The sequence below is a fragment of the Ideonella sp. genome, assembly GCF_041918995.1.
Classification (GTDB): Bacteria; Pseudomonadota; Gammaproteobacteria; order Burkholderiales; family Burkholderiaceae_C; genus Ideonella.
Genome location: NZ_JAYRUN010000006.1, coordinates 44,911 through 70,051 on the forward strand (window position 1 = coordinate 44,911; position 25,141 = coordinate 70,051).

The window sequence follows — 25,141 nt, forward strand, 5'->3', positions numbered from 1 at the left end:
CATCCACGCCACACGCGACACGCCACGCATGGGACTCAAACTGCAAGAGGTCAGCTCGGCCGCCGGCTGGCGCTGGGTGCTGCAGGCCTTCGCCGAGTACGGCCGCTACCCCTTCGGGTACACCGGCCTGTTCCTGGCCTTCCTCGTCGCCGTCTTCGTGGCCATGCTGCTGCCGCTGCTGGGCGGCCTGCTGCTGCTGATGTCCATGCCGCTGCTGACGCTGGGCTTCATGATGGCCACCGAGGCCGCCCAGCGCGGCGTGCCACCCGCCGCGGCGGTGTACCCCGCCGCATGGCGGGGCCGCCCGGCCGACCGCCGCCGAGCGCTGCTGGCGCTGCTGATGGCCTTCGCGGTGGCCAGCACGGCCGCGCTGTGGGTGAGCGAGACGGTGGACGGCGGTGCGTTCAGCGCCTGGCTGGAGGCCTTCATCCGCGGCACGGCCCCGGCGGATGAAGTGTCCAAGCTCGCCATGGCGCCCGGCGCCACGTCGGGCGCGATCTGGCGCATCGCCTTGACGGCGGCCGTCGCGGTGCCCTTCTGGTTCGCCCCGGCGCTGGTGCACTGGGCCGGCCAGGGCCCGGCGCAGGCGCTGTTCTCCAGCACCGTCGCCCTGTGGCGTGCCCGCGGCGCCTTCCTCGTCTACTTCTTCGCCTGGACCATGCTGGGCCTGGGCGGCATGCTGCTGGGCAGCGTGCTCATCGCCCTGGCGGGGCCTTCGCTGGCGGCCATGCTGATGCTGCCGCTCGCGCTGATGCTCACCGCCGTGTTCTACGTGTCGCTGTACTTCAGCTTCCGCGACTGCTTCGGCGACCCCGCCAGCGCCTGATCAGCCGGCGCGGGCCGTGATGCGGGCCGTGATGCGGCCCTGCTGCATCGCCCGCTCGAAATCGCTCGCCGCGGCGTGCAAGGCGGCACTGTCCGCCACCTCGGCCGCCAGGATGCCGACCGCCCGGTCCCGGCCCATGGCCTTGGCGGTGTACAGCCCCATGTCCACCAGGTTCACCGCCTGCTCCCACGGCAGGGTGACACCGTGCGGCGCCAGGGGGAAGGCGGCATAGGCCATGGACATGGTGACGGCGATCTCCCGCCCGTCGGGCAGGCGCACGGGCTGCTGGCCGATGCCGGCCAGCACCCGCAGCGCCAGCGCCTCCACGGCCTCCGGGCTCTGGCTGGGGGTGTGCAGCAGGAACTCCTCGCCACCCCAGCGGCACGCCACGTCGCCCGAGCGCACGCAGGCTTCCAGGCGGCGGGCCACCTCCACCAGCACCGCGTCGCCCGCCACGTGGCCGTAGTCGTCGTTGATGCGCTTGAAGTGGTCGACGTCGAGCAGCACGAGGCCGCCGTGGAAGCCCTCCCCGCGCCCCGGCTGGCGGGCGGCCAGCGCCTCGCGGAAGTAGCGGCGATTGGCCAGGCCCGTGAGCGGGTCGCGCTCGCTCTGCACCTTGAGCAGGGCTTCGCTGTGCCGCAACTGCCGGTTGGCCTGGCGCGTGCGCCGCACCTGGAACACCAGCACGCCGGCGGCCAGCGCAAGCACCAGCGAGGCCAGCATCCAGACCCGCTGGATCAGCGTCTGGTTCTCCAGCCGCGCCGTCTTCAGGCTGTTCTCGCGCTCGGCCAGCTCCAGGTCGCGCTGGCTGGCCTCGGTGCGGAAGCGCTCCTTGAGCTGGGCCAGCACCGCCTCGCGGTTCAGGTCGTCGATCTCGCGGCGCAGCCGGTCGGCCCGGTGGAAGTGGTCCAGGGCCGCCGCGGCGTCGCCGATGTCGGCCAGGGCGTCGGCGGATTCATTGAGCGCCAGCTCGATGCGCGCGCGCGCCTGGGCCTGTTCCCACAGGCGGACCGCGGCCTCGAGGTCGGCCTTGCCCAGGGCCGCCTGGCCCAGGCGCAGCCGCGCCAGGCCACCGTTGTGCAGCAGGACCGGGACGCGCCGGCGGTCGTCGAAGCGCCGCACCACCGGCAGGGCCCGCTCCACCGCGGCCAGGGCCTCGCGCGGGCGGCCGGCACGCAGGTATTCGTCGCTCAGCGCGGCCAGCACCATGGCCTCCCAGCGGGCGGAGGGCATGGCACGGGCCAGCGCCAGCGCCCGCTCCAGGGACTGGCGCTCGCCCTTGCCGTGCGGCCACAGCGAGGCCAGCATGCTCTCGTGCAGCAGCACCACCACCATGGCCTCGCCATCGCGGCTCTTGCGGGCATGCCGCTCGGCCTGGGCCATCTCGCGCCGCGCCTTTTCCGGCTCGTTCAGCGCCGCGCTGAACGACGCCTGCACCGACAGGCCGATGGCCAGCAGGGTGTCGTCGTCGGCCTGCTGGGCCAGCTCGTTGGCGCGCTGCTGCATGCGCGCGGCCTCCAGCCGGTTGCCCTGCCGGTCGGCGCGCACCGCGAGCAGGCGGATCGCATGCCACCACCCGCGGTGGTCGCAGGCCGAGCCGCGCGGGTCGCGGGTGCAGGCCCGGGCATAGGCGGCGTCCGCCTCCAGGGCGTGGCCCACGGCCGACTCGATGCGCCAGAGCTGGTCGTCCAGCTCGGCGCGCACCATGGCCGCATCGGCCGCCGCCACGGGGTCACGCGAGGCCATCTGCAGCAGCCGCCCCGCCGCCTCCTGGGCCACGGCCTCGCGGCCGGCCCGGGCGGCCACCAGCCCGCGGGTGCGTTCGAGCACGCGCGTCCAGGCCAGGGGCAGGCCCGCATCGACCCCCTGCTGCAGTTCGTCCAGGCGGCGCAAGGCGCCATCGGGGTCGTCGTAGCCCGCACGCACCCAGCGGGCCGCCTCGTCCTCCAGCTGGCGCAGGGCCAGCGCGCCGTCGAGCTTCTCCAGCGCCTGCCAGACTGTGGCCGCCGCATCGATGGCCGCCACGGCGCCCGCGCCCGCCGGCGCGGCCGTGGCCTGCACCGCTGCCGCCGCCGGCAGCGGCAGCGCAGCCCACACCGCCAGCAGCGTCCCCGCGGCCAGCCGGCGCATCTCACCGGGCAGCGTGCCGCGTGTCACTGGAGCACCGTCGGGCTGCGCGCGCCCGTGTTCGCCCTTGGGGCGGCCCTGCAGGCTCATGGCCCCTCCCCCACCACCAGCGGCCCCTCGACCAGCGTGAGCTGCACGCGACCATCGCGCGCCGCCCGCTCCAGGTCGTGCACCACGGCGTCCAGTTCGTCCAGCGACGCGGCGGGCACCCGGCCGAGGCCGCACGCCCGGTTGCGGCCGAGTGTCTTGGCCATGTACATCGCGTTGTCCACCACGTCCACGGCCAGGCCCCAGGGCATCTCGAGCACCGCCTCGCCCAGCGGGAACTCGGCGAAGCCGATCGACGTGGTGACCTGCAGCGCGCCCCCGCCGGGCAGCGCCACCGGCGTGCCGGCCACGGCGTGCAGCATCCGGCGCGCCAGCGGCACCACCTGGTCGCTGCCCATGCCGGGCACCAGCACCATGAACTCCTCGCCGCCCCAGCGCACGACCATGTCCTCCTCGCGCAGGATGGCGCGCAACCGGCGTGCGATCTCCACCAGCACCTCGTCGCCGGCGGCATGGCCGTGCAGGTCGTTGATGCGCTTGAAATGGTCCAGGTCCAGCAGGTAGAGCGCACCGCGGGCGGGGGAGAAGGGGCGGTCCCCGTCGGTCAGCTCGTGGAAGCGCCGGCGGTTGGCCAGGCCGGTCAACGGGTCCTGCAGACTGTGCAGCTTGAGCTGGGCGGTGCTCTGGCGCAGGGCGCGCTGGGTGGCGCGCAGGCTGCGGTACATGCGGCCGGCCAGCGCCAGCAGCGACAGCACCAGCACGGCCGTCAGCAGCCACACCTTGAACTCCAGCTCCTGCCGGCGCAGCTGCTCTTCCTTCAGGGCGCTGTCCTCCTTCAGCAGCTCCAGCTCGCGCCGCCGCTGCTGTGCATCGAAGGCCTCCTGCAGCTCAAGCACGGCCTGCTGCTGGTCGCGGCGGGCCAGTTCGCCCGACAGGCCGCGCAGGGCCTGATAGCCGGCATAGGCCTCGGCCAGGTAGCCTGCACGCTCCAGGTACTCGGCCATGTCGCGCGTGCTTTCGGCCAGGCTCGCCAGGTCGTTCGCCGCGCGCTCGAACTCCAGCACGGGACGGATCAGCGCCATGCCCTCGTCCTTGCGCCGCAGGGAGATGAGCGCCAGGCCGCTGTTCAGGCGAGCCAGGTTCTCGGTGGTGGCATCGCGCAGCGCATGGGCCAGCGGCACGGCCCGCTGGGCGATCTCCAGCGCCCGGCGGTAGTCACCGGACTGCAGGTAGAAATCCGACAGGTTGGCCAGGCCGAGCGCCTCCTCGCGCGCCGCGCCCGCGCGGCGGGCGTATTCGATGGCGGCGTTGAGCGCGGCCAGCTCCTCCTTGGGCCGCTCCGTGTGGGTGAGCAGGATGCTCTCGGTGGTGGCCACGCCGGACAGCGACATCCAGTCGGACGCCTCGGCGGCGATGCGGCGCGCCTCCTCGTTCAGGCGGGTGGCGTGTTCCGTCTGGCCGCCGCGGTACAGCGCATAGGCCAGCGACGAGCGCATGCCGCTGCGGCGCCAGGCCAGCCCGCCGTCGTCGGCCAGCCGGATGGCCTCCTGGTACAGCCGCACGGCCTCGTCGGTGCGGCCCAGGCTGTCCTTGATCGCACCGGCGGTGGCCAGGCAGCGCAGGCGCACGCGCGGCGAGGCGATGGCGCGCAGGTCCGCCTCCACCGCATCGAGCTGCGCCTCCGCCCGCGCCAGCGAGCCCCCATCCATCTGGGCCACCTGCGCGCGCACGCAGGCGGCCGCAGCCGCCCGCTGTGCCTGCGGCACCTGCCGATAGACGGTGGCCTGCGGGTCGGCCAGCGCGGTGGCCACCGCTTCCGCGGCCCCGGGCTGGCGGACCGCGGCGCGCACCATGCCCAGGAGGTGTTCCAGGTCCAGCCGCGTCGCGCCTTCGATCGGGCCGCCGGACAGCAGCGCCTGGATCTCGTCCGCCACGGCCTCGGGATGGGCGCGCGAGCGGTCCTCCAGCCGGTCGATCGCCTCGGGCGCGAGCGGCGCGGCGGCCGCCACCGGGCCGGCGGACAGCAGGCCGGCCAGACAGGCGGCCCACAGCAGGCGCCCAGCCAGCCGCTGCACCACGCGAGGCCGGGGCGCCCAGGGCATCTCAGCTGTCGACCGGGGTGAGCTTGGCCACCGAGAGCGCCAGCCACTTGGTGCCATGGCGTCCGAAATGCACCTGGGCGCGGGCGTCGGCCCCGGTGCCCTCGAGCGTGACGACGACACCTTCGCCGAACTTGGTGTGGAACACGCCCTGCCCGACCTTGAGGCCGTGGCCCGCCTGGCGGGCCGCCGACTCGGCCATGCGCGCCGGCACGGGGGCGGACTCAGGCGGCGTCCACCCCGCGTGCCGGCCCACGCCCACCACCGAGCCCAGCCCGCTGCCGCGCTGCCAGGCGGCCTGGTAGTCGCGCGCATAGCCCGAGCCGAAGCCCTGCTGGCGGGGGGCCAGCCACTTCAACGCGCCCTCTGGCAGCTCGTCGAAGAAGCGGCTCTTCACGTGGTAGCGGGTCTGGCCGTGCAGCATGCGGGTCTGGCTGAAGCTCAGGTACAGACGCTGCCGCGCCCGGGTGATGGCCACGTACATCAGGCGGCGCTCTTCCTCCAGCCCGTCGGCATCGGACAGCGCGTTCTCGTGCGGGAAGAGCCCCTCCTCGAGGCCGGTGATGAACACGGCATCGAATTCCAGGCCCTTGGCGGAGTGAACGGTCATCAACTGCAGTGCGTCCTGTCCTGCCTGCGCCTGATTGTCACCAGCCTCCAGGGCCGCGTGCGTCAGAAATGCCGCCAGAGGGCTCACGATTTCACCGGTTTCGGCGTCCGGTGCCAGGTCCACCGCGGCCGGCGCCGGCGGATCGCCGGCGGACAACGCGCCGGGGCCCAGCTCGTCCACCGGCAGCGCCACCGCGTCCTTGCCGAAGCCCTCCTGGGTGACGAAGGCCTCGGCCGCATTGACCAGCTCCTCCAGGTTCTCGATGCGCTCGGCACCCTCCTTCTCCGTGCGGTAGAAGGTGACCAGGCCGCTGGCGTCCAGCATGTGCTCGATGATCTCGCGCAGCGTCATGCCATGGGTGGCGGCGCGCATGCCGTCGACCAGCGCCTGAAAGGCGGCCAGGTTGCCGCCACCCTTGCCACCCACCGCCCCGGCGGACTGCCACAGGCTGCGGCCGGTGGCGCGGGCGGCGTCCTGCAGCTGCTCCAGCGTGCGCGCGCCGATGCCCCGGGTGGGGAAGTTCACCACGCGCAGGTAGCTGGTGTCGTCGTTCGGGTTCTCGATGAGGCGCAGGTAGGCCAGCGCATGCTTGACCTCGGCCCGCTCGAAGAAGCGCAGGCCGCCGTACACCCGGTACGGCACGCCGGCATTGAACAGCGCCGACTCCAGCACGCGGGACTGCGCGTTGCTGCGGTAGAGCACCGCGATCTCGCGCCGCGGCAAGCCGGCCCGGTGCAGGGCCTGGGCCTCCTCGAGCAGCCACTGCGCCTCGGCGTAGTCGCTGGGCGATTCCTGCACGCGCACCGGCTCGCCGGGCCCGGCTTCGGTGCGCAGGTTCTTGCCCAGGCGCCGGGTGTTGTGGCCGATCAGGTGGTTGGCCGTGTCGAGGATGTTGCCGTGGCTGCGGTAGTTGCGCTCGAGCTTGATGAGGTGGCGCACGCGGAACTCGCGCTCGAACTCGGCCATGTTGCCTACCTGGGCCCCGCGGAAGGCGTAGATGCTCTGGTCGTCGTCGCCCACCGCGAACACCGCGCTGCCGCCCTCGCGCGGCGGGCCCGCGAACATCTTCAGCCACGCGTACTGCAGCCGGTTGGTGTCCTGGAACTCGTCGACCAGCAGGTGGCGGAAGCGCCGCTGGTAGTGCTCGCGCAGCGGCGCGTTGTCGCGCATCAGCTCGTAGGTGCGAAGCAGCAGCTCGGCGAAATCGACCACGCCCTCGCGCTGGCACTGGTCCTCGTAGGCCTGGTACACCTCCACCAGCTTCTGCGTCTGGCCGTCGCGGATGTCGATGTCCTTGGGCCGCAGGCCGTCTTCCTTGCTGCCGGCGATGAACCAGGTCACCTGCTTCGGAACGAAGCGCTCCTCGTCCAGGTTCATCGCCTTGATGACCCGCTTGACCGCCGACAGCTGGTCGCCCGAATCCAGGATCTGGAAGCCCTGCGGCAGCCCGGCGAGCTTCCAGTGCGCGCGCAGGAAGCGGTTGCACAGGCCGTGGAAGGTGCCGATCCACATCCCGCGCACGTTCACCGGCAGCATGGCGCCCAGCCGCGTGAGCATCTCCTTGGCCGCCTTGTTGGTGAAGGTGACGGCCATCACCCCGCCGGGCGAGACCTGGCCGGTGGACAGCAGCCAGGCGATGCGGGTGGTCAGCACCCGGGTCTTGCCGGAGCCGGCGCCCGCCAGGATGAGCGCGGGCTCCGGGGGCAGCGTCACCGCCTGCAGCTGCTCGGGGTTCAGGCCGCGCAGCAGGGCGTCGGCGGCGCCAGGGGGGGCCAGGGCCGGCCGCTCGCCGGCCGGCGCGAAGGCGGCGCCGTCATCATGGTCGTTCATCGGGGCATTCTAGGAAAGCCAGCCGGCCCCCGCCCGCTGCGTAGAATGCGCCACCGGGCCCAAATTCTGGCGCCCGGTGGCTTCCAGCCGCGCACCGTCCTTCGCCGACGGCATCGCCCGGCCCGCCGGGTTCCCAGGTCAAGCGCTCGCAGCCCGTGCCTGCGCACTGCGTCCAACGCGCAGGCTCACCCTGGAGCCCGTTCATGGAAATCTTCGACTACGACAACATCCTGCTGCTGCCGCGCAAGTGCCGCGTGGACAGCCGTTCCGAGTGCGACCCCGGCGTGGAGTTCGGTGGCCGCCGCTTCAAGCTGCCGGTGGTGCCGGCGAACATGAAGACCGTGCTGGACGAGCCGATCGCCGAATGGCTGGCCCGCCACGGCTACTTCTACGTGATGCACCGCTTCGACCTGGACAACGTGGCCTTCGCCCGCCGCATGCGCGAGCAGGGGCTCATGGTGTCGATCAGCTCGGGCGTGAAGATGGCCGACCGCGACACCATCGACCGCCTGGCCGCCGAGGGACTGGGCGCCGACTACATCACCATCGACATCGCGCACGGCCACGCCGAGAGCGTGCAGCGCATGATCGAGCACATCAAGCTGCGCCTGCCGCAGGCCTTCGTGATCGCCGGCAACGTGGGCACGCCCGAGGGCGTGATCGACCTGGAGAACTGGGGCGCCGACGCCACCAAGGTGGGCATCGGGCCGGGCAAGGTGTGCATCACCCGGCTGAAGACCGGCTTCGGCACCGGCGGCTGGCAGCTGTCGGCCCTGAAGTGGTGTGCGCGGGTGGCCACCAAGCCGATCATCGCGGACGGCGGCATCCGCCACCACGGCGACATCGCCAAGAGCGTGCGCTTCGGCGCCGCGATGGTGATGGTCGGCTCGCTGTTCGCCGGCCATGAGGAGTCCCCGGGCCAGACGGTGGAGGTGGACGGCAAGCTCTACAAGGAGTACTTCGGCTCGGCCAGCGATTTCAACAAGGGCGAGTACAAGCACGTCGAGGGCAAGCGCATCCTGGAGCCCATCAAGGGCAAGCTGGCCGACACCCTGCGCGAGATGCAGGAGGACCTGCAGAGCTCCATCAGCTATGCGGGCGGCCGGCAGCTGGCCGACCTGAAGAAGGTGAACTACGTGATCCTGGGCGGCGAGAACGCCGGCGAGCACCTGTTCATGTGACGACAGAAAGAACGGCCGCCCGGAGGCGGCCGTCCTGGCAGGGCCCGGTGGCCGGGCGTCACTTGGCCAGCATGCCCCCGCGGTCGCCCGGCTCGACCAGCCGCACCTGGCGCTGCGCGGGCTGCACCAGCCCCAGCACACGCGAGCGGCCGGTGGATTGCGCCGCCTGCGCCAGGCGCTCCGGACGCGCCCGGGCGCCCGCCACGGTCGTGCAGGAGAAGCCATCGGCGTGGTCCTCGGCCGCGATGCGCAGCGGGTCGTTCACGCCACCGATGGGCTGGCTGAAGTCCTCGGCGACCGGGCAGGTGGCGTCGAAGCCATCGAAGTAGCGCCCCTCGTTGCTGGCGTTGACCGACTCGAAGTTCACCGCGTTGACGACCGTGCCGCAGCCGTCCGCCTGGGGCAGGAAGCCGACCGGCTTGCCGCAGGTGGTATCGCCCACGGTGACCACCGTCACGAAGGGCCGCAGGCCGTTGATCACCAGCTCGGACGCCGAGCAGGTGCGGGCGCCGGTGATCACGTACACCCGGTTCAGGCCCGTGGCGTTGGCGTAGTTGTAGAACCGGAAGCTATCGTTGTGCCGGTCGTCCTTCTTGTCGTTGTACAGCAGGCTCGTGAACACCTGGCCGGCGGTGTCGTCGCCATTGGGGAAGGACGCGATCTTGTCGGCCACCGACACCAGGCCGCCGCCGTTGTAGCGCAGGTCGATGATGACGTCCTGCACGCCCTGGCTCTTGAACTGGCCGAAGGCCTGGTCGACCCGCACCACGGCCTGGTCGATCATGTCCTTGACCATGATGTAGCCCATCTTGCGGTTGGACGGCGTGGTGATCACGGTGCTGGTGGGCACCGGCGCGAGGTCGTAGATGGCCGAGGTGAGGGTCACCGTGCGCTCGCCGTCGTCATTGGCCAGGCGCAGCGTGAGCACCTGGTTGGTGGCCGTCGCGGACAGCACCGTGTAGTCGTCGTCCGCGATGTACTCCGACGCAGGCCGGCCGTTGATGCTGAGGATCTCCTCGCCGCGCTGGACGCCGGCCGTCGCCGCCGGCGAGCCGGGCTCCACGTAGCGCACCAGCAGCGGCTGGTCCGGGCGGCCCTGCACCTCGAGGCCGGCCACCATCACCCCATAGCCCAGGGTTTCGCCGTCGCCGTAGAAGCGGTCGTAGTCGTCCTGGTCGGCGAGGTAGCTCCAGCGGTCTGCGGGGAAGTCGGGGTCGGTGCCCTCGTAGAGCAGGGCCTGGAAGTAGGTGTCGACTGACGTGTAGCCCGCGGGCGACGGGCTGGGGCTGATGTCGTACCAGAAGTACCAGTCGTTCATGTAGTCGCGCAGCCAGACCTGGCGGTCCTGGGTGGAGCACGAATACGGGCCGTCGTTGTAGTCGTAGCCGCCGCCACCGCCGCATGCGGCCAGCATGGCGGCGCCCGCCGCCGCCGCGAGCGCCATGCGCCAGCGCGACCGGCGGGCCGTGCGGCCCGGGGGGATGGCCGCCGGGCGGCCCTGAAGATCCTGGCTCATGTGAGTCTCCTTCGCTTGGCGGGCCGCACAGGGGCGGCGACCTACAATGGCTGCAACCCCCTTTGCGTCGCATCGGTTGACAGGTTTTGCGTGTCAACGTGTTGCGGCGTTGGCCTGAACGCCTTCCATCATGACCGAACTCGCCAAATCGTTCGAGCCCGCCGCCATCGAAGCCCGCTGGGCCCCCCGGTGGGAAGCCAGCGGCATCTACGAGCCCTCGCTCGACCCGGCGCGCCCGTCCTTCTGCATCCAGCTGCCGCCGCCCAACGTGACCGGCACCTTGCACATGGGGCATGCCTTCAACCAGACCATCATGGACTCGTTGACGCGCTACCACCGCATGCAGGGACACAACACGCTGTGGGTTCCTGGCACGGATCATGCCGGCATCGCCACGCAGATCGTGGTGGAGCGGCAGCTGCAGGAGCAGGGCATGAGCCGCCACGACCTGGGCCGCACGGCCTTCGTGGGCAAGGTGTGGGAGTGGAAGGCGCACAGCGGCGCCACCATCACCCGCCAGATGTGCCGCATGGGCGACTCGGTGAGCTGGGCGCACGAGTACTTCACCATGGACGAGAAGCTCTCGGCCACGGTGACCGAGACCTTCGTCCGCCTGTACGAAGAGGGCCTCATCTACCGTGGCAAGCGCCTGGTGAGCTGGGACCCGGGCCTGATGTCCGCCGTGTCCGACCTGGAGGTGGAAAGCGAGGAGGAGGACGGCTTCCTCTGGCTCATCCGCTACCCGGTGGAGGGCACGGACGAGTCGCTGGTGGTGGCCACCACGCGGCCCGAAACCATGCTCGGCGACACCGCCGTCATGGTCCACCCCGAGGACGAACGCTACGCCCACCTCGTGGGCAAGCAGGTGCGCCTGCCCATCACCGGCCGGCTGGTGCCGGTGATCGCCGATGCCTACGTGGACCGCGAGTTCGGCACGGGCGTCGTCAAGGTCACGCCCGCGCACGACCCCAACGACTACCAGGTCGGCCTGCGCCATGGCCTGGAGATGCTGACCATCTTCACGCTCGAGGCCAAGGTGAACGACGCGGCGCCCGAGGCCTACCGCGGCCTGGACCGCTACGTCGCGCGCAAGCAGATCGTCGAGCAGCTCGATGCCGAGGGCCTGCTGGTGGAGACGCGCAAGCACCGGCTCACCGTGCCGCGCTGCGCGCGTTCGGGCCAGGTGATCGAGCCCATGCTCACCGACCAGTGGTACGTGGCGATGACCCAGCCGGGCGCCGACGGCAGCAGCATCGCCCAGAAGGCGATCGACGCCGTGGCCTCGGGCGAGGTGCGCTTCGTGCCCGAGAACTGGGTGAACACCTACAACCAGTGGATGAAGAACATCCAGGACTGGTGCATCTCGCGCCAGCTCTGGTGGGGACACCAGATCCCGGCCTGGTACGGCACCGGCGGCGAGCTGTTCGTGGCCCGCAGCGAAGCCGAGGCGCGCACCAAGGCCCAGGCGGCCGGCTACACCGGCGAGCTCACGCGCGACCCGGACGTGCTGGACACCTGGTACTCCTCGGCCCTGGTGCCCTTCTCCACGCTCGGCTGGCCCGAGCGCACGCCCGAGTACGACCTGTTCCTGCCCTCGTCGGTGCTGGTCACCGGCCACGACATCATCTTCTTCTGGGTCGCCCGGATGATCATGATGACCAAGCACTTCACCGGCCGCGTGCCCTTCCGCGACGTGTACATCCACGGCCTGGTGCTCGATGCCCACGGCAAGAAGATGAGCAAGTCGGAGGGCAACGTGCTCGACCCGGTGGACCTGATCGACGGCATCGCCCTGCCCGAGCTGCTGGTCAAGCGCACCACCGGGCTGCGCAAGCCGGAAACCGCCCCCAAGGTGCGCAAGGCCACGGAGAAGGAGTTCCCGGAGGGCATTCCGGCCTACGGCGCCGACGCGCTGCGCTTCACCTTCGCCGCCATGGCCAGCCTGGGCCGCACGGTCAACTTCGACAGCAAGCGCTGCGAGGGGTACCGCAACTTCTGCAACAAGCTCTGGAACGCCACCAAGTTCGTGCTCATGAACTGCGAAGGCCAGGACTGCGGCCTGGCCGAGCACGGGGCGGATGCGTGCGTGCCGGGCGGCTACCTGGAGTTCTCCCCGGCTGACCGCTGGATCGTGGGCGAGCTCCAGCGGGTCGAGCAGGCGGTGGCCCAGGGCTTCGCGGACTACCGCCTGGACACCGTGGCCAACGCGATCTACTCGTTCGTGTGGGACGAGTACTGCGACTGGTACATCGAGATCGCGAAGGTGCAGATCCAGCAGGGTGACGCCGCCCACCAGCGCGCCACCCGCCGCACGCTCATCCGCGTGCTGGAGACGGTGCTGCGGCTGCTGCACCCGATCACGCCGTTCATCACCGCCGAGCTGTGGGACACGGTGGCGGTGACCGCCGGCCGCCGCCGCGCGGACGACGGGACGACGGTCGCCACGGCGCCCTACCCGGCCGCCCAGCCGGAGAAGATCGACGCCGCGGCCGACGCGTGGATGGCGCGCCTGAAGGAGGCCGTGGGCGCCTGCCGCGGGCTGCGCGGCGAGATGGGGCTGTCGCCCGCCCAGCGCGTGCCGCTGGTGGTGCTGGGCGACGCCGCCTTCTACAGCGTCGCCGCGCCGGCGCTGCAGGCCCTGGCCAAGCTGAGCGAGGTGCAGGTGCTGGGCGACGAGTCCGCGTTCGCCGCGGCCACGGCCATGGCGCCGGTGGCCATGGCGGGCGCAGCCCGACTGGGACTCAAGGTCGAGATCGACGTGGCCGCCGAGCGCGAACGCCTGGGCAAGGAGATCAAGCGCATCGAGGCGGAGGTCACCAAGGCGGAGGCGAAGCTCGGCAACGACAGCTTCGTGGCGCGCGCGCCCGAGGCGGTGGTGGCGCAGGAGCGCCAGCGCCTGGCGGACTTCGGCCGCACGCTGGCCAGCCTGCGCGACCAGCTGGGGCGGCTTCCGGCCGCCTGAGGGCGACGACCCGCGGACGCCTCGTCGCGGCAAGGGGGTACGATGATTGCCACCATAACCCCCATGCCGCACAGAGGAATGCACCGCATGCAAGTGAACAAGGCCATCTTCCCGGTCGCCGGGCTGGGCACCCGCTTCCTGCCCGCCACGAAGGCGCAGCCGAAGGAGATGCTGCCAGTGGTGGACAAGCCGCTCATCCAGTACGCGGTCGAGGAGGCGTACGCCGCCGGCATCCGCCAGATGATCTTCGTGAACGGCCGCAACAAGCGCGCCATTCCCGATCACTTCGACACCGCGTACGAGCTGGAGCACGAGCTCGAGGCGGCAGGCAAGCAGGAGCTGCTCGATCTCGTCCACAGCATCAAGCCGGACGACATGGAGTGCATCTACATCCGCCAGCCCAAGGCCCTGGGCCTGGGCCACGCCGTGCTGTGCGCGCAATGCGTGGTGGTGAACGAACCCTTCGCCGTGCTGCTCGCCGACGACCTGATGGTCGGCGAGCCCCCCATCCTCAAGCAGATGGTGCAGCAGTTCGAGGAGTGGCACGCGTCCATCATCGCCGTGCAGGAGGTGCCGCCCGAGCACACGCGCCGCTACGGCATCGTGGCGGGCACGCCGGTCAGCGACCGCATGCTGGACCTCACCCAGATCGTCGAGAAGCCGGCCCCCGAGGCGGCGCCGTCCCACCTGGGCGTGGCCGGCCGCTACATCCTCACGCCCGGCGTGTTCCGCGAGATCACCCAGCTGCCGCGCGGCGTGGGCGGCGAAATCCAGCTCACCGACGGCATCGCCACGCTGATGCGGCGCGAGAAGGTGTTCGCCTACCGCTACGAAGGCAAGCGCTACGACTGCGGCAGCAAGGAAGGCTTCCTGCAGGCCAACGTCGAGCTGGCGCTGGCGCACCCCCAGCTGGGCGCGGGCTTCCGCGACTACCTGAAGGGCCTGACGCTCTGAGTCCTGGCGGGCCCGCTGTCAGCGGCGGCGCAGCCAGTGCACGAACTCGGCGTCCGCGCTCTGCTGGTCGACCAGCTCGTTGCCGGTCTGCCGGGCGAACGCCTGGAAGTCGCGCACCGAGCCAGGGTCGGTGGCCACCACCTTGAGGATCTCGCCGCTGGCCATGGCCGACAGCGCCTTCTTCGCCTTGAGGATGGGCAGCGGGCAGTTCAGGCCGCGGGTGTCCAGTTCCTGGTGGGCGTGCATGGGCATGGGTTCCAGAGTGCGGGAATCGGGGGATTCTAAGAAGGGATGGCCTCAGGACGCGGCGGCCTCGCCGCGAGGGGGCCATTCGATGTAGCGCGGCACCACGCCGCGGCCGCGCAGCCAGTCGGCCAGCGCATGGCCGGTGCCGGCCGGCCAGCACAGCACGTCGCCCGGGGCGAACAGGCGGTACTCGGCGAGTTCGGGCGACAGGCGGATGTCGCCGCGCGCCTGCACGTGGTAGGCGATGATCACCTGGTTCATGCGCTGGAAGTCGTACACGCCGATCAGCGACACCGCGTCGGCCACCAGCGCGGTTTCTTCCTGCACTTCGCGCGCGATGCCCGCCTCGGGCGTCTCGCCCGCCTCCATGAAGCCGGTGATCAGCGCGAACATGCGGCCGCTCCAGGCGGCGTTGCGGGCCAGCAGCAAGCGGCCGTCACGGTCGGTGCACTCCACCACCGCGGCCAGCACGGGGGTGGGGTTGTTCCAGTGCGTGAAACCGCAGGCCGCGCAGCGCAGGCGGCTCTTCGGCCCGCCGTCCTCCTCGGCCTCGATCCAGGCCAGTGCCTGGGCACACTGCGGACAGAACCTGTAGCCCGGCGCGGAGGCAGACATGGCCGTCAGGCGGGGAAGACGCCGGTGGACAGGTAGCGGTCGCCGCGGTCGCAGACCACGAACACGATGGTGGCGTTCTCCACCGTGCGGGCGATCTGCAGGGCCACCCAGCACGCGCCGGCTGCCGAGATGCCACCGAACAGGCCCTCCTCCGCCGCCAGGCGCCGGGCCATGTCCTCGGCATCCGACTGGCTCACCAGCACCAGTTCGTCCACCGCGGCGGGGTCGTAGATGCGCGGCAGGTAGGCCTCGGGCCACTTGCGGATGCCCGGGATGCGCGAGCCCTCGGCGGGCTGGGCGCCGACGATGCGCACCGCCGGGTTGCGCTCCTTCAGGTAGCGCGACACGCCGGTGATGGTGCCGGTGGTGCCCATGGCGCTGACGAAGTGCGTGATGCGCCCGCCCGTGTCGGCCCAGATCTCGGGGCCGGTGGTCTCGTAGTGCACCCGGGGGTTGTCGGGGTTGGCGAACTGGTCCAGCACGCGGCCCTTGCCGTCCTTCTGCATCTGCTCGGCCAGGTCGCGTGCCAGCTCCATGCCGCCGGACTTGGGCGTGAGGATGAGCTCGGCGCCGAACGCCTTCATGGTCTGGGCGCGCTCGACGGACAGATCCTCCGGCATGATCAGCACCATGCGGTAGCCCTTGATCGCGGCGGCCATGGCCAGCGCGATGCCGGTGTTCCCGGAGGTGGCCTCGATCAGCGTGTCGCCCGGGCGGATCTCGCCGCGCGCCTCGGCCCGCCGGATCATGTGGATGGCCGGCCGGTCCTTCACCGAACCGGCCGGGTTGTTGCCTTCCAGCTTGCCCAGGATGACGTTGCCGCGGGCCTGGATGTCGGCGCCGGGAAGGCGCTGCAGGCGCACCAGGGGGGTGGATCCGATCGCGTCTTCGAGCGTCTTGTAGTCGGGCATGGCAGGCGGGGCAGCAGGGCCGGCCATTATGGGCGAGCCGCCCGGAGCACGTCGGCGCGCGTGCCATAATCCGCGCCCGACATGCGCCCCGTCGTGCCGCCTCGGCGGCCTGCAAGGCACGCATGCGCACACACTGGCCCGGGTGGCGAAATCGGTAGACGCAGGGGATTCAAAATCCCCCGCCGCAAGGTGTGCCGGTTCGAGTCCGGCCCCGGGCACCAGTCCTCCTCTTCCCCTGCAGACTGCCTGAGCGACGACGATGCCGCCGATGCCCCCCGTGACCAAGGCGCTGATGCTCATCTGCACGGCGGTCTTCTGTGTCCAGCTGCTGGCCGGCTCGTTCATTCCGCTGCCGGCGTGGTTCGCCCTGTGGCCGCTGGACAGCGGCCGCTTCATGCCCTGGCAGGTCGTCACCTATGCGTTCCTGCATGGGGACATGCTGCACCTGTTCTTCAACATGCTGGGCCTGTGGATGTTCGGCTCGGAGCTGGAGCGCCTGTGGGGCCACAGGCGCATGCTGGGCTTCCTGCTGGCCAGCGTGCTGGCCGCCGCCGCCACGCAGATGGTGTTCACCGCCGTCACGCGCACCTACTCGCCCACGCTCGGTGCCTCCGGGGCGCTGTACGGCCTGCTGCTGGCCTACGGCATGCTCTTTCCCAACCGCACGATCATGCCGCTGTTTCCGCCGATCCCCATGAAGGCGCGTACCTTCGTGGCAGTGTTCGGCGTGCTGGAACTGCTCATGGGGCTGACTGGCGGCCGCGGCATCGCCCACTTCGCCCACCTCGGTGGCATGCTGGGCGGCTGGCTGATGATCCGCTTCTGGCGCGGCCAGGCCCCCTTCCCCTCGCGCCGCCGGCGCTGACGCGACACGCCCGGGCGCCTGCCCGGCCACGGGCACGTCGCATGCTGGTGCCGGCCAGACCGGCACGCTGCCGTGCCGGCGACCCGTCCGGAGGTGCGCCATGGGTCAGCCGCTTCAGTCCCTCCTCGCTGCCTGCCGCTGGGCCCTGTTCGGCTGCCTGCTGGCAGCCGGTGCCGCCCACGGGCAGGCCGCCGCCGCCCGGGAAGCCGCTCCGGCCGAGCTGGTGCGCGCCAGCGACGCGGTGGTCGGCGTGGCCACCATCGCGGTGAAGAACGCCTCCTCCAGCGACCTGCTGGGCGCCGTGCGGCACGGCTCGGGCACCGTGATCGGCGAGGACGGCCTGGTGCTCACCATCGGCTACCTGGTGCTGGAGGCCGACCAGGTCCTGCTGCTGCCGGACGATGGCCGCCGCGTGCCCGCCCGGGTGGTGGCGTATGACGCCGCCACCGGCTTCGGCCTGCTGCAGTCGCTGGTGCCGTTGAAGATCCCCGCCGCGCCCCTGGGAGACGCCAAGGCACTGGCCGACGATGAGCCGCTGCTCGTGATCACCGGGGGCGAGGACGCCGGCATCAGCGTGGCGCAACGCGTGTCGCAGCGTGCCTTCTCCGGCTACTGGGAATACCACCTCGACCAGGCCGTCTTCACGGCGCCTGCGCGCATGGACCACGGTGGCGCCGCCCTGTTCAACCTGAAGGGCGAGTTGGTGGGCGTGGGGGCCCTGTTCGTCGGCGACGCGCTGGGCCCGGGCCAGCCGCCGCTGCACGGCAACATGTTCGTGCCGGTGGACCTGCTCAAGCCCATCCTGCCCGAGCTGCTCGCGCACGGCCGCTCCGCCAGCAGCCGCCGCGCCTGGCTGGGCCTGCACTGCGCGGAGATCGGCGGCGAGCTGCGCGTGCTGCGCACCAGCAGCGCCAGCCCGGCCGAGGCGGCCGGGCTGCTGCCGGGCGACCGCGTGGTGCGCATCGACGACCAGGCGGTGGACCGCCTGGACACGCTGTGGCGGCGGCTCTGGTCGGGCGGGGCCGTGGAGCGCGACGTGGTGCTGGACATCGAGCGCGACGGCCGGCCGCTGCGCGTTCCCCTGCGTTCGGTCGACCGTCAGAGCGTGCTGAAGCAGCCCGAGGGCACCTGATCCGCGCCGCGCAGCGCCTGCACCACGCTGGGATAGCGCAGCCGCACGCGCAGTTCGCGCGTGAGCCGGCCGTTGTGCAGCCGCCGGGACTCGGACAGGAAGCTCATTTGCATCGGGGACAAGGTGGCCAGCGCCTCGGCCCGTGTGAGCCGTGGCGGGCGCGGCAGCCCGCAGGCGTCGGCCACGGCGTCGAAATGGTCGCCCATGCTCAGCTGGCTGTCGTCGTTCACGTGGTACGCCCGCTGCGGCGCGCCTCGCATGAGTGCCGCCACGCAGGCCCGGGCCAGGTCGTCGGCGTGGATGTGGTTGGTGAACACGTCGTCGGCCGCCGCGAGCACGGGGGCACCGCGCCGCACGCGCTCGCGCGGGTCGCCACCGGCCCGGTCCAGCGCATAGATGCCCGGGATGCGCAGCAGGCTGCAGCGCCAGCCGAAGGCCCGCCCCGCCCAGCGCACGCGCGCCTCGGCGTCCGCACGGCGGCGGCCGCGCGCCGTGGCAGGCGCCAGGGCGCGGGTCTCGTCGATCCAGGCACCGCCGCAGTCGCCGTACACACCGGTGGTGCTGGCATAGACCAGCCGGCGCAGGCCGCCCGGGCGCCGGGCCAGCGCCTGCAGCAGCGCCCGCGTGCGCGGGTCGGTGCCGCCCTCGCCCGGCGGCGGCGCCAGGTGCAGCACGCGGTCGGCCAGCCCGGCCAGGCGCTGCAGGGTGGCCGGGGCGTCCAGGTCGCCCACGAGCGGCACGGCGCCCGCGGCACGCAGGTCGGCCACGCGCTCGGCCCCACGCACGAGCGCCAGCACCCGCCACCGCCCGCTCAGCAGCCGCAGCACCCGCAGGCCCACGTCGCCGCAACCGACGATGAGCAGGACGGGGCGGCGGCGGCGGGCGGAAGGCAGCATGGATTCCAGCAAGGCGGGTGGTGCGAAGGCGGCGCCACGGCGGGCGCCCCCCAAGGCGCCGGGCACAATGGCAAGGCGGCGCCGGCAGTGTAGGCGCCGGCGCCCCGCGCCCGACCCACCATGCCCTTCACCGTCACCCTCCAGCCCTCCCTGCGCACCTTCGAGGTCGCGCCCGACGAACCGATCCTCAGCGCCGCCATCCGCGAGGGCATCGGCCTGCCCTATGGCTGCAAGGACGGCGCCTGCGGCTCGTGCAAGAGCCGTCTGCTGGAAGGCCGGGTCACCCACGGCACGCACCAGGCCAAGGCGCTGTCGGAGGCCGAAGAGGCCGGCGGCCTCATCCTCACCTGCTGCGCCACGCCGCAGAGCGATTGCGTGGTGGAAGCCCGCACGGTGCCCGGCGCCGGCGAATTCCCGATCCTCAAGATGCCGGGCCGGGTGCTGTCCATCGAGCGCCCGGCCGCGGACGTGGCCATCGTGCGGGTGCAGCTGCCGGCCAACCAGAACTTCCAGTTCCACGCCGGCCAGTACATCGAGTTCATCCTGCGCGACGGCGCCCGGCGCAGCTACTCCATGGCCAACGCGCCGCACGCGCTGGGCACCCCGCCGGCCATCGAGCTGCACATTCGCCACATGCCCGGCGGCAAGTTCACCGACCATGTCTTCGGGGCCATGAAGGAAAAGGACATCGTCCGCATGGAGGGGCCCTTCGGCAGCTTCTTCCTGCGCGAGTCGTCCGACAAGCCGATGGTGCTGCTGGCCTCCGGCACCGGCTTCGCACCCATCAAGGCGCTGGTGGAGCGGCTGGAGCACCTGGGCAGCACGCGATCGGCGGTGCTGTACTGGGGCGCGCGACGCCGGGGCGACCTGTACCTGAACGGCTGGGCGGAGGCGGCCGCCGCCCGCCTGCCTTGGCTGCGTTATGTGCCGGTGCTGTCCGACGCCACCGCGGACGACGCCTGGACGGGCCGCGGCGGCTTCGTCCACCAGGCCGTGATGGCCGACCTGCCCGATCTGTCCGGCCACCAGGTGTACGCGTGCGGCGCGCCCGTGATGGTCGAATCCGCCCAGCGCGACTTCGTGGCCGCCTGCGACCTGCCCGCCGACGAGTTCTACGCCGACAGCTTCACGTCCGAGGCCGACAAGCACGGCGCCTGAGCCCGCGCCTCGGCCTGCAGCCAGCCGGCGAAGGCCTGCAGCGCCGGCAAGCCGGCCTTGGCTTCGGGCCACAGCAGGTGGTAGGCGCGGTCGCTGGGCGCCTCGTGCGGCAGCAGCTGCACCAGGCGGCCGGCCGAGAGGGCCTCGGCCGCCAGCAGGCGCGGCACCAGGGCCACGCCCAGGCCCTGGGCGGCGGCCTCCAGCAGCAGCGAAAACAGCTCCATGCGTGGCCCGGACATGTCGTGGTCCAGGCGCAGGCCCTGCGATTCCAGCCAGTGCCGCCAGGCGTACGGCCGGGTGCTGGCCTGCAGCAGCGTCACGCCCGCCAGGTCGGCCGGCGACCAGCTCGCGCGCGTGGCCGCCAGCCCGGGGCTGGCCACCGTGACCAGCGTCTCGTCCAGCAGGCGCAGGCCCTCGGTGCCGGGCCACAGCCCTTCACCCGCATGGATGGCCGCGTCCAGCGCCGTGTCGTCGAAGAGGAAGGGGCGGCTGCGGGCACTGAGGTGCACGGTGATGCCCGGGTGCGCGGCGTGGAAGCGCGCCAGGCGCGGCAGCAGCCAGTGGGTGGCGAAGGTGGGCACCACCGCCAGCTCCAGCGAACCGCCACCTTGTCGGCCGGCCTGCGCCATCAGGTCCAGCGTGTCGCGTTCCACCTCGTCGAGCCGGGTGGCCACGCTGCGCGCGTAACGCTCGCCCGCCTCGGTGAGCACCACGCCGCGCTGGCCGCGGCGGAACAGCGCCACGCCTAGAAAACCCTCCAGCCCGGCGATCTGCCGGCACACCGCACTCTGCGTGACGGCCAGTTCGCTGGCCGCGCGGGTGAAGCTCTGGTGACGGGCGGCCGCCTCGAAGGCGGCCAGGGCGGCGGTGGAGGGCAACTTGCGTCGCATTCGGAGTTCCCAGAACGCACACGGGAGTGCAAAGAAGGCGTTTGATCGCGAGCTCTCCCGATTCTATGATTCCACCCTGGAACAACTGGCACCGCAAGGAGACTGCACATGGCCCGCGCCACCTTCCAATGGGACGACCCGCTGCTGCTGGACCAGCAGCTCACCGACGACGAGCGCCAGGTGCGTGATGCCGCGCGGGCCTACTGCCAGGACCGGCTGATGCCGCGTGTGCTGGAGGCCTTCCGCCACGAGCAGACCGACGCCACCATCTTCCGCGAGATGGGCGAGCTGGGCCTGCTGGGCCCCACCATCCCCGAGGCCTACGGCGGTGCCGGCCTGAACTACGTCTGCTACGGCCTGGTGGCGCGCGAGGTGGAGCGGGTGGACTCCGGCTACCGCTCGATGATGAGCGTGCAGAGCTCGCTGGTCATGGTGCCCATCAACGAGTTCGGCACCGAGGCGCAGAAGCAGAAGTACCTGCCCAAGCTGGCCACCGGCGAATGGATCGGCTGCTTCGGCCTGACCGAGCCCAACCACGGCTCCGACCCGGGCAGCATGGTCACCCGCGCGAAGAAGGTGGACGGCGGCTACCGGCTCACCGGCGCCAAGATGTGGATCACCAACAGCCCCATCGCCGACGTGTTCGTGGTGTGGGCCAAGGACGACGGCGGGCAGATCCGCGGCTTCGTCCTGGAAAAGGGCTGGAAGGGCCTCAGCGCCCCGGCCATCCACGGCAAGGTGGGCCTGCGCGCGTCGATCACCGGCGAGATCGTGATGGACGAGGTCTTCTGCCCCGAGGAGAACGCCTTTCCCGAGGTGCGCGGCCTGAAGGGCCCCTTCACCTGCTTGAACAGCGCGCGCTACGGCATCGCCTGGGGCGCGCTGGGTGCCGCCGAGTTCTGCTGGCACACCGCCCGCCAGTACACGCTGGACCGCCAGCAGTTCGGCAAGCCCCTGGCCGCCAACCAGCTGGTGCAGAAGAAGCTGGCCGACATGCAGACCGAGATCACGCTGGGGCTGCAGGGCTGCCTGCGCCTGGGCCGCATGAAGGACGAGGGCACGGCCGCGGTGGAGATCACCTCCATCATGAAGCGCAATTCCTGCGGCAAGGCACTGGACATCGCCCGCACCGCGCGCGACATGCTGGGCGGCAACGGCATCTCGGACGAATTCGGCATCGCCCGCCATCTGGTGAACCTTGAGGTGGTGAACACCTACGAGGGCACGCACGACATCCACGCGCTGATCCTCGGCCGCGCGATGACGGGCATCGCGGCGTTTTGACCCCCACGCTCCCGTCCGGTCGCTGCCCCCGAAGGGGCTCATGCAGCGGACCGGCAGAGCCGGATCCGCGCATGCGGCTTGATGGGGCCGCACTGCCATCGACACCTCCAACCCCTTCCACATGAGCATGAGCACTGGTGCGTTGACTGGCCTGAAGGTGCTGGACCTGTCGCGGGTGCTGGCCGGCCCCTGGGCCAGCCAGATCCTGGGCGACCTGGGCGCGGATGTGGTGAAGGTGGAGCGCCCTGGCGCGGGCGACGACACCCGCGCCTGGGGCCCGCCGTGGGTGGCCGCGCCCGAGGGCACGGACGCGCCGCGCCAGGCCGCCTACTTCCAGTGCACCAACCGCAACAAGCGCTCGGTGGCCATCGACCTGGCCACGCCCGAGGGCCAGGCGCAGGTGCGGGCCCTGGCCGAGCGGGCCGACGTGGTGCTGGAGAACTTCAAGGTCGGCGGGCTGAAGGGCTACGGGCTGGATTACGACAGCCTCGCCGCCGTGAACCCCCGGCTGGTGTACTGCTCGATCACCGGCTTCGGCCAGATCGGCCCCTACGCGCCCCGCGCCGGCTACGACTTTCTCATCCAGGGCATGGGCGGCCTCATGAGCCTGACCGGCCGGGCAGACGGCGAAGACGGCGCGGGCCCCCAGAAGGTGGGCGTGGCGCTGGTGGACATCATGACCGGCCTGTACGCCACCATCGCCGTGCTGGCCGCCCTGCGCCACCGCGACGCCACGGGCCAGGGCCAGCACATCGACCTGGCGCTGCTGGACGTGCAGGTGGCCACGCTGGCCAACCAGGCCGCCAACTACCTGACCAGCGGGGTGGCACCGCGCCGCCTGGGCAACGCGCACCCCAACATCGTGCCGTACCAGGACTTTCCCACGGCCGACGGCGACATGATCCTGGCCATCGGCAACGACGGCCAGTTCGCCCGCTTCTGCACGATCGCCGGGCACCCCGAGTGGGCCACCGACGAGCGCTTCGCCACCAACCCGGCGCGCGTGGCGCACCGCGGCGTGCTCATTCCGCTGCTGCGCCAGGCCACCGTCATGCGCACCACGGCGGAATGGATCGCCGCGCTGGAGGCCCAGGCCGTGCCCTGCGGGCCCATCAACCGGCTGGACCAGGTGTTCACCGACCCGCAGGTGCAGGCGCGCGGCATGCGGGTGGAGATGCCGCACCCGCTGTTCGGCCCCGTGCCGCTGGTGGGCAGCCCGATCCGGCTGTCCGCCTCGCCGGTGCAGTACCGCCATGCGCCGCCCACCGTGGGCGAGCACACGGCCGAGGTGCTGCGCGACTGGCTGGGCACCCCGCCGGGTGCCGCGGACAAGACCGGTTACTGACGTCACCGGCCCAGGGGGTAGGCGACGCCGCCCCCTTGGGCCAGCATCGCACCCGGCACCGGGCTTGCCGCGCCCGGTCATCTCCGGGAGGTCTGTCATGCGCCGCTGGCTCGCCGTGCTTGCCGTCGTCACCTTGTCGCTTCATGTCGCCTGCGGGGGCAGCAGCGAAGGCACGCCCCCGCCGCCGGTGGACCGGCCGCCGAACGTCGTGTTCGTGCTGACCGACGACCAGGACCTGCCCAGCCTGGCCTTCATGCCCAAGGTGCAGGCGCTGCTGGTGCAGCAGGGCATGCGGCTGGACGAGCACTTTGTCAGCCTGTCGCTGTGCTGCCCCTCGCGCGTGACCACCCTGCGGGGCCAGTACGCCCACAACACCGGCGTGTACGGCAACAACGCGCCCGAAGGCGGCTTCGAGGGCACCTACACCAAGGGCCTGGAGCACTCCACCCTGGCCACCTGGCTGCAGGGCGCGGGATACCGCACCGCCTTCTTCGGCAAGTACCTCAACGGCTACCCCGAGGGCGCCCCCGCCGGCTACTTCCCACCCGGCTGGGACGAGTGGTACGCCGGCACCACCGGCACGCCCTACCGTGGCTTCGACTACGACATGAACGAGAACGGCACCACCGTGCACTACGGCAGCGCCGACGAGGACTACCTCACCGACGTCATCGCCCGCCAGGCCGAGGACTTCATCCGCCGCACCGTGGCCGCCGACCCCGACCGGCCCTTCCTGGCCTACGTGGCGCCCTTCGCGCCGCATGCACCCGCCACCCCGGCACCGCGGCATGCCGATCTGTTCCCCGACGCCCAGGCGCCGCGCACGGCCAGCTTCAACGAGGCGGACGTGGGCGACAAGCCCGCGTGGGTGCGCGCCCTGCCGCCGCTCACCGCCGACCAGATCGCCGAGATGGACAAGCTCTACCGCCACAAACTGCAGGCGCTGCAGGCGGTGGACGAGCTGGTGGAGCGCCTGGTGAACACGCTGCAGGCCACCGGCCAGCTGGCGCACACCTACATCGTGTTCACCTCGGACAACGGCTACCACCAGGGCCAGCACCGCATGGACTCCGGCAAGATGACGGCCTACGAGGAGGACCTGCGCGTGCCCTTCGTGGTGCGCGGCCCGGGCATCGCCCCGGGCAGCCGGGCCACCCGCGTCACGGCCAACGTGGACCATGCGCCCACGCTGGCGGCGCTGGCCGGCATCGCGGCGCCGTCGTTCGTGGACGGCCGCTCGCTGCTGCCGCTGTGGCACGGCGAGGCACCGGCCGAATGGCGGCAGGTGCTGCTGCTGGAGCACAAGCCGGACAGGAACGACGAGGCGGCGCGGCGGGTCAACCAGTTCGTGGCCACCTCCGGCCGCGAGCCACCGGACCCGATGGACCGGGTCGCCGCCGGAGGCGACGGCATGGACATCACCTCGTTCTCGGGCCTGCGCACCGCCGCGGGCATCACCTACATCGAGTACGACACCGGCGAGCGGGAGTTCTACGACCGCGCGGTGGACCCGGCGCAGCTGGACAACGCCTGGGCGCGCACCCCGGCGGACCAGCGCGCGCAGCTGGCCGCCTGGCTGGCCGCGCTGCGCAACGCCTCCGGAGAGGCGCTGCGCCAGGCCGAAGCCCGCGCGCCCTGAGCCGGGC

General features: G+C 71.8%; 19 protein-coding genes and 1 tRNA gene. 11 read left to right on the top strand and 9 right to left on the bottom strand.

Annotated features, from left to right (window positions below):
- Positions 1-28 precede the first annotated feature (28 nt).
- Entirely contained in the window at positions 29-826 is a 798-nt protein-coding gene (locus tag ACE3UN_RS06960; protein WP_374674195.1) for a BPSS1780 family membrane protein, read from the top strand.
- On the opposite strand, the gene ACE3UN_RS06965 is transcribed toward ACE3UN_RS06960, so the two are convergent.
- The 3 genes from ACE3UN_RS06965 to ACE3UN_RS06975 are packed head-to-tail and all read right to left on the bottom strand — an operon-like array spanning position 827 to position 7,540.
- Positions 827-3,043 (bottom strand): diguanylate cyclase, encoded by a 2,217-nt coding sequence (locus tag ACE3UN_RS06965; protein ID WP_374674196.1) that lies wholly within the window; start codon positions 3,041-3,043, stop codon positions 827-829.
- Positions 3,040-5,103, bottom strand: a complete 2,064-nt coding sequence (locus ACE3UN_RS06970) for a diguanylate cyclase (RefSeq protein ID WP_374674197.1) — start codon at positions 5,101-5,103, stop codon at positions 3,040-3,042. The genes ACE3UN_RS06965 and ACE3UN_RS06970 overlap by 4 nt, the downstream gene beginning before the upstream one ends.
- 1 nt (position 5,104) lies before the next feature.
- Complete coding sequence (locus ACE3UN_RS06975) at positions 5,105-7,540, bottom strand: UvrD-helicase domain-containing protein (protein WP_374674198.1); 2,436 nt, start codon at positions 7,538-7,540, stop codon at positions 5,105-5,107.
- Positions 7,541-7,743: 203 nt separating this feature from the next.
- Here ACE3UN_RS06975 and ACE3UN_RS06980 point away from each other — a divergent pair, with 203 nt between their 5' ends.
- Positions 7,744-8,721 (top strand): GMP reductase, encoded by a 978-nt coding sequence (locus ACE3UN_RS06980; RefSeq protein WP_374674199.1) that lies wholly within the window; start codon positions 7,744-7,746, stop codon positions 8,719-8,721.
- Positions 8,722-8,779: 58 nt separating this feature from the next.
- Here the strand turns inward: ACE3UN_RS06980 and ACE3UN_RS06985 are convergent, their stop codons facing one another.
- Positions 8,780-10,237 carry a S41 family peptidase gene (locus tag ACE3UN_RS06985; protein WP_374674200.1) on the bottom strand — a complete coding sequence of 486 codons (1,458 nt, stop codon included), beginning with the start codon at positions 10,235-10,237 and terminating at the stop codon, positions 8,780-8,782.
- 130 nt (positions 10,238-10,367) lie between these two features.
- Between ACE3UN_RS06985 and ACE3UN_RS06990 the strand changes: the two genes are divergently transcribed.
- Entirely contained in the window at positions 10,368-13,199 is a 2,832-nt protein-coding gene (locus ACE3UN_RS06990) for a valine--tRNA ligase (RefSeq protein WP_374674201.1), read from the top strand.
- Between the two features lie 87 nt (positions 13,200-13,286).
- Positions 13,287-14,153, top strand: a complete 867-nt coding sequence (galU, locus tag ACE3UN_RS06995) for a UTP--glucose-1-phosphate uridylyltransferase GalU (protein ID WP_374674202.1) — start codon at positions 13,287-13,289, stop codon at positions 14,151-14,153.
- 18 nt (positions 14,154-14,171) lie between these two features.
- Here galU and ACE3UN_RS07000 read toward each other — a convergent pair whose 3' ends face one another.
- The 3 genes from ACE3UN_RS07000 to cysM are packed head-to-tail and all read right to left on the bottom strand — an operon-like array spanning position 14,172 to position 15,925.
- Positions 14,172-14,399: a sulfurtransferase TusA family protein gene (locus ACE3UN_RS07000; RefSeq protein ID WP_374674203.1), complete on the bottom strand. Its 228-nt coding sequence runs from the start codon at positions 14,397-14,399 to the stop codon at positions 14,172-14,174.
- 51 nt (positions 14,400-14,450) lie between these two features.
- Positions 14,451-15,014, bottom strand: coding sequence for an NUDIX domain-containing protein (locus ACE3UN_RS07005; protein ID WP_374674204.1), 564 nt, complete (start codon positions 15,012-15,014; stop codon positions 14,451-14,453).
- Between the two features lie 5 nt (positions 15,015-15,019).
- A complete protein-coding gene (gene cysM, locus ACE3UN_RS07010; RefSeq protein WP_374674205.1) occupies positions 15,020-15,925 on the bottom strand; it encodes a cysteine synthase CysM in 906 nt (301 codons plus the stop codon).
- A gap of 136 nt (positions 15,926-16,061) precedes the next feature.
- On the opposite strand from cysM, the gene ACE3UN_RS07015 reads away from it, so the two are divergent.
- The 3 genes from ACE3UN_RS07015 (at position 16,062) to ACE3UN_RS07025 (ending at position 17,922) form a co-directional block, all read left to right on the top strand.
- A tRNA-Leu gene (locus ACE3UN_RS07015) sits at positions 16,062-16,146 on the top strand.
- A gap of 38 nt (positions 16,147-16,184) precedes the next feature.
- The gene (locus tag ACE3UN_RS07020) at positions 16,185-16,790 is read left to right on the top strand and encodes a rhomboid family intramembrane serine protease (protein WP_374674206.1); all 606 of its coding nucleotides are present in this window, start codon (positions 16,185-16,187) and stop codon (positions 16,788-16,790) included.
- 100 nt (positions 16,791-16,890) lie between these two features.
- Entirely contained in the window at positions 16,891-17,922 is a 1,032-nt protein-coding gene (locus ACE3UN_RS07025) for a S1C family serine protease (RefSeq protein ID WP_374674207.1), read from the top strand.
- On the opposite strand, the gene ACE3UN_RS07030 is transcribed toward ACE3UN_RS07025, so the two are convergent.
- Positions 17,889-18,818 carry an SDR family oxidoreductase gene (locus ACE3UN_RS07030; RefSeq protein WP_374674208.1) on the bottom strand — a complete coding sequence of 310 codons (930 nt, stop codon included), beginning with the start codon at positions 18,816-18,818 and terminating at the stop codon, positions 17,889-17,891. The genes ACE3UN_RS07025 and ACE3UN_RS07030 overlap by 34 nt on opposite strands.
- A gap of 120 nt (positions 18,819-18,938) precedes the next feature.
- On the opposite strand from ACE3UN_RS07030, the gene ACE3UN_RS07035 reads away from it, so the two are divergent.
- A complete protein-coding gene (locus tag ACE3UN_RS07035) occupies positions 18,939-19,976 on the top strand; it encodes a CDP-6-deoxy-delta-3,4-glucoseen reductase (protein ID WP_374674209.1) in 1,038 nt (345 codons plus the stop codon).
- Here ACE3UN_RS07035 and ACE3UN_RS07040 read toward each other — a convergent pair.
- Complete coding sequence (locus ACE3UN_RS07040; protein ID WP_374674210.1) at positions 19,931-20,866, bottom strand: LysR family transcriptional regulator; 936 nt, start codon at positions 20,864-20,866, stop codon at positions 19,931-19,933. The two genes, ACE3UN_RS07035 and ACE3UN_RS07040, sit on opposite strands and share 46 nt — an antisense overlap.
- Before the next feature lie 108 nt (positions 20,867-20,974).
- Here ACE3UN_RS07040 and ACE3UN_RS07045 point away from each other — a divergent pair, with 108 nt between their 5' ends.
- The 3 genes from ACE3UN_RS07045 (at position 20,975) to ACE3UN_RS07055 (ending at position 25,134) form a co-directional block, all read left to right on the top strand.
- Positions 20,975-22,150: an acyl-CoA dehydrogenase gene (locus tag ACE3UN_RS07045; RefSeq protein WP_374674211.1), complete on the top strand. Its 1,176-nt coding sequence runs from the start codon at positions 20,975-20,977 to the stop codon at positions 22,148-22,150.
- 121 nt (positions 22,151-22,271) lie between these two features.
- Positions 22,272-23,495: a CaiB/BaiF CoA transferase family protein gene (locus tag ACE3UN_RS07050; RefSeq protein ID WP_374674212.1), complete on the top strand. Its 1,224-nt coding sequence runs from the start codon at positions 22,272-22,274 to the stop codon at positions 23,493-23,495.
- A gap of 97 nt (positions 23,496-23,592) precedes the next feature.
- Complete coding sequence (locus tag ACE3UN_RS07055; RefSeq protein WP_374674213.1) at positions 23,593-25,134, top strand: sulfatase; 1,542 nt, start codon at positions 23,593-23,595, stop codon at positions 25,132-25,134.
- Positions 25,135-25,141 lie beyond the last annotated feature (7 nt).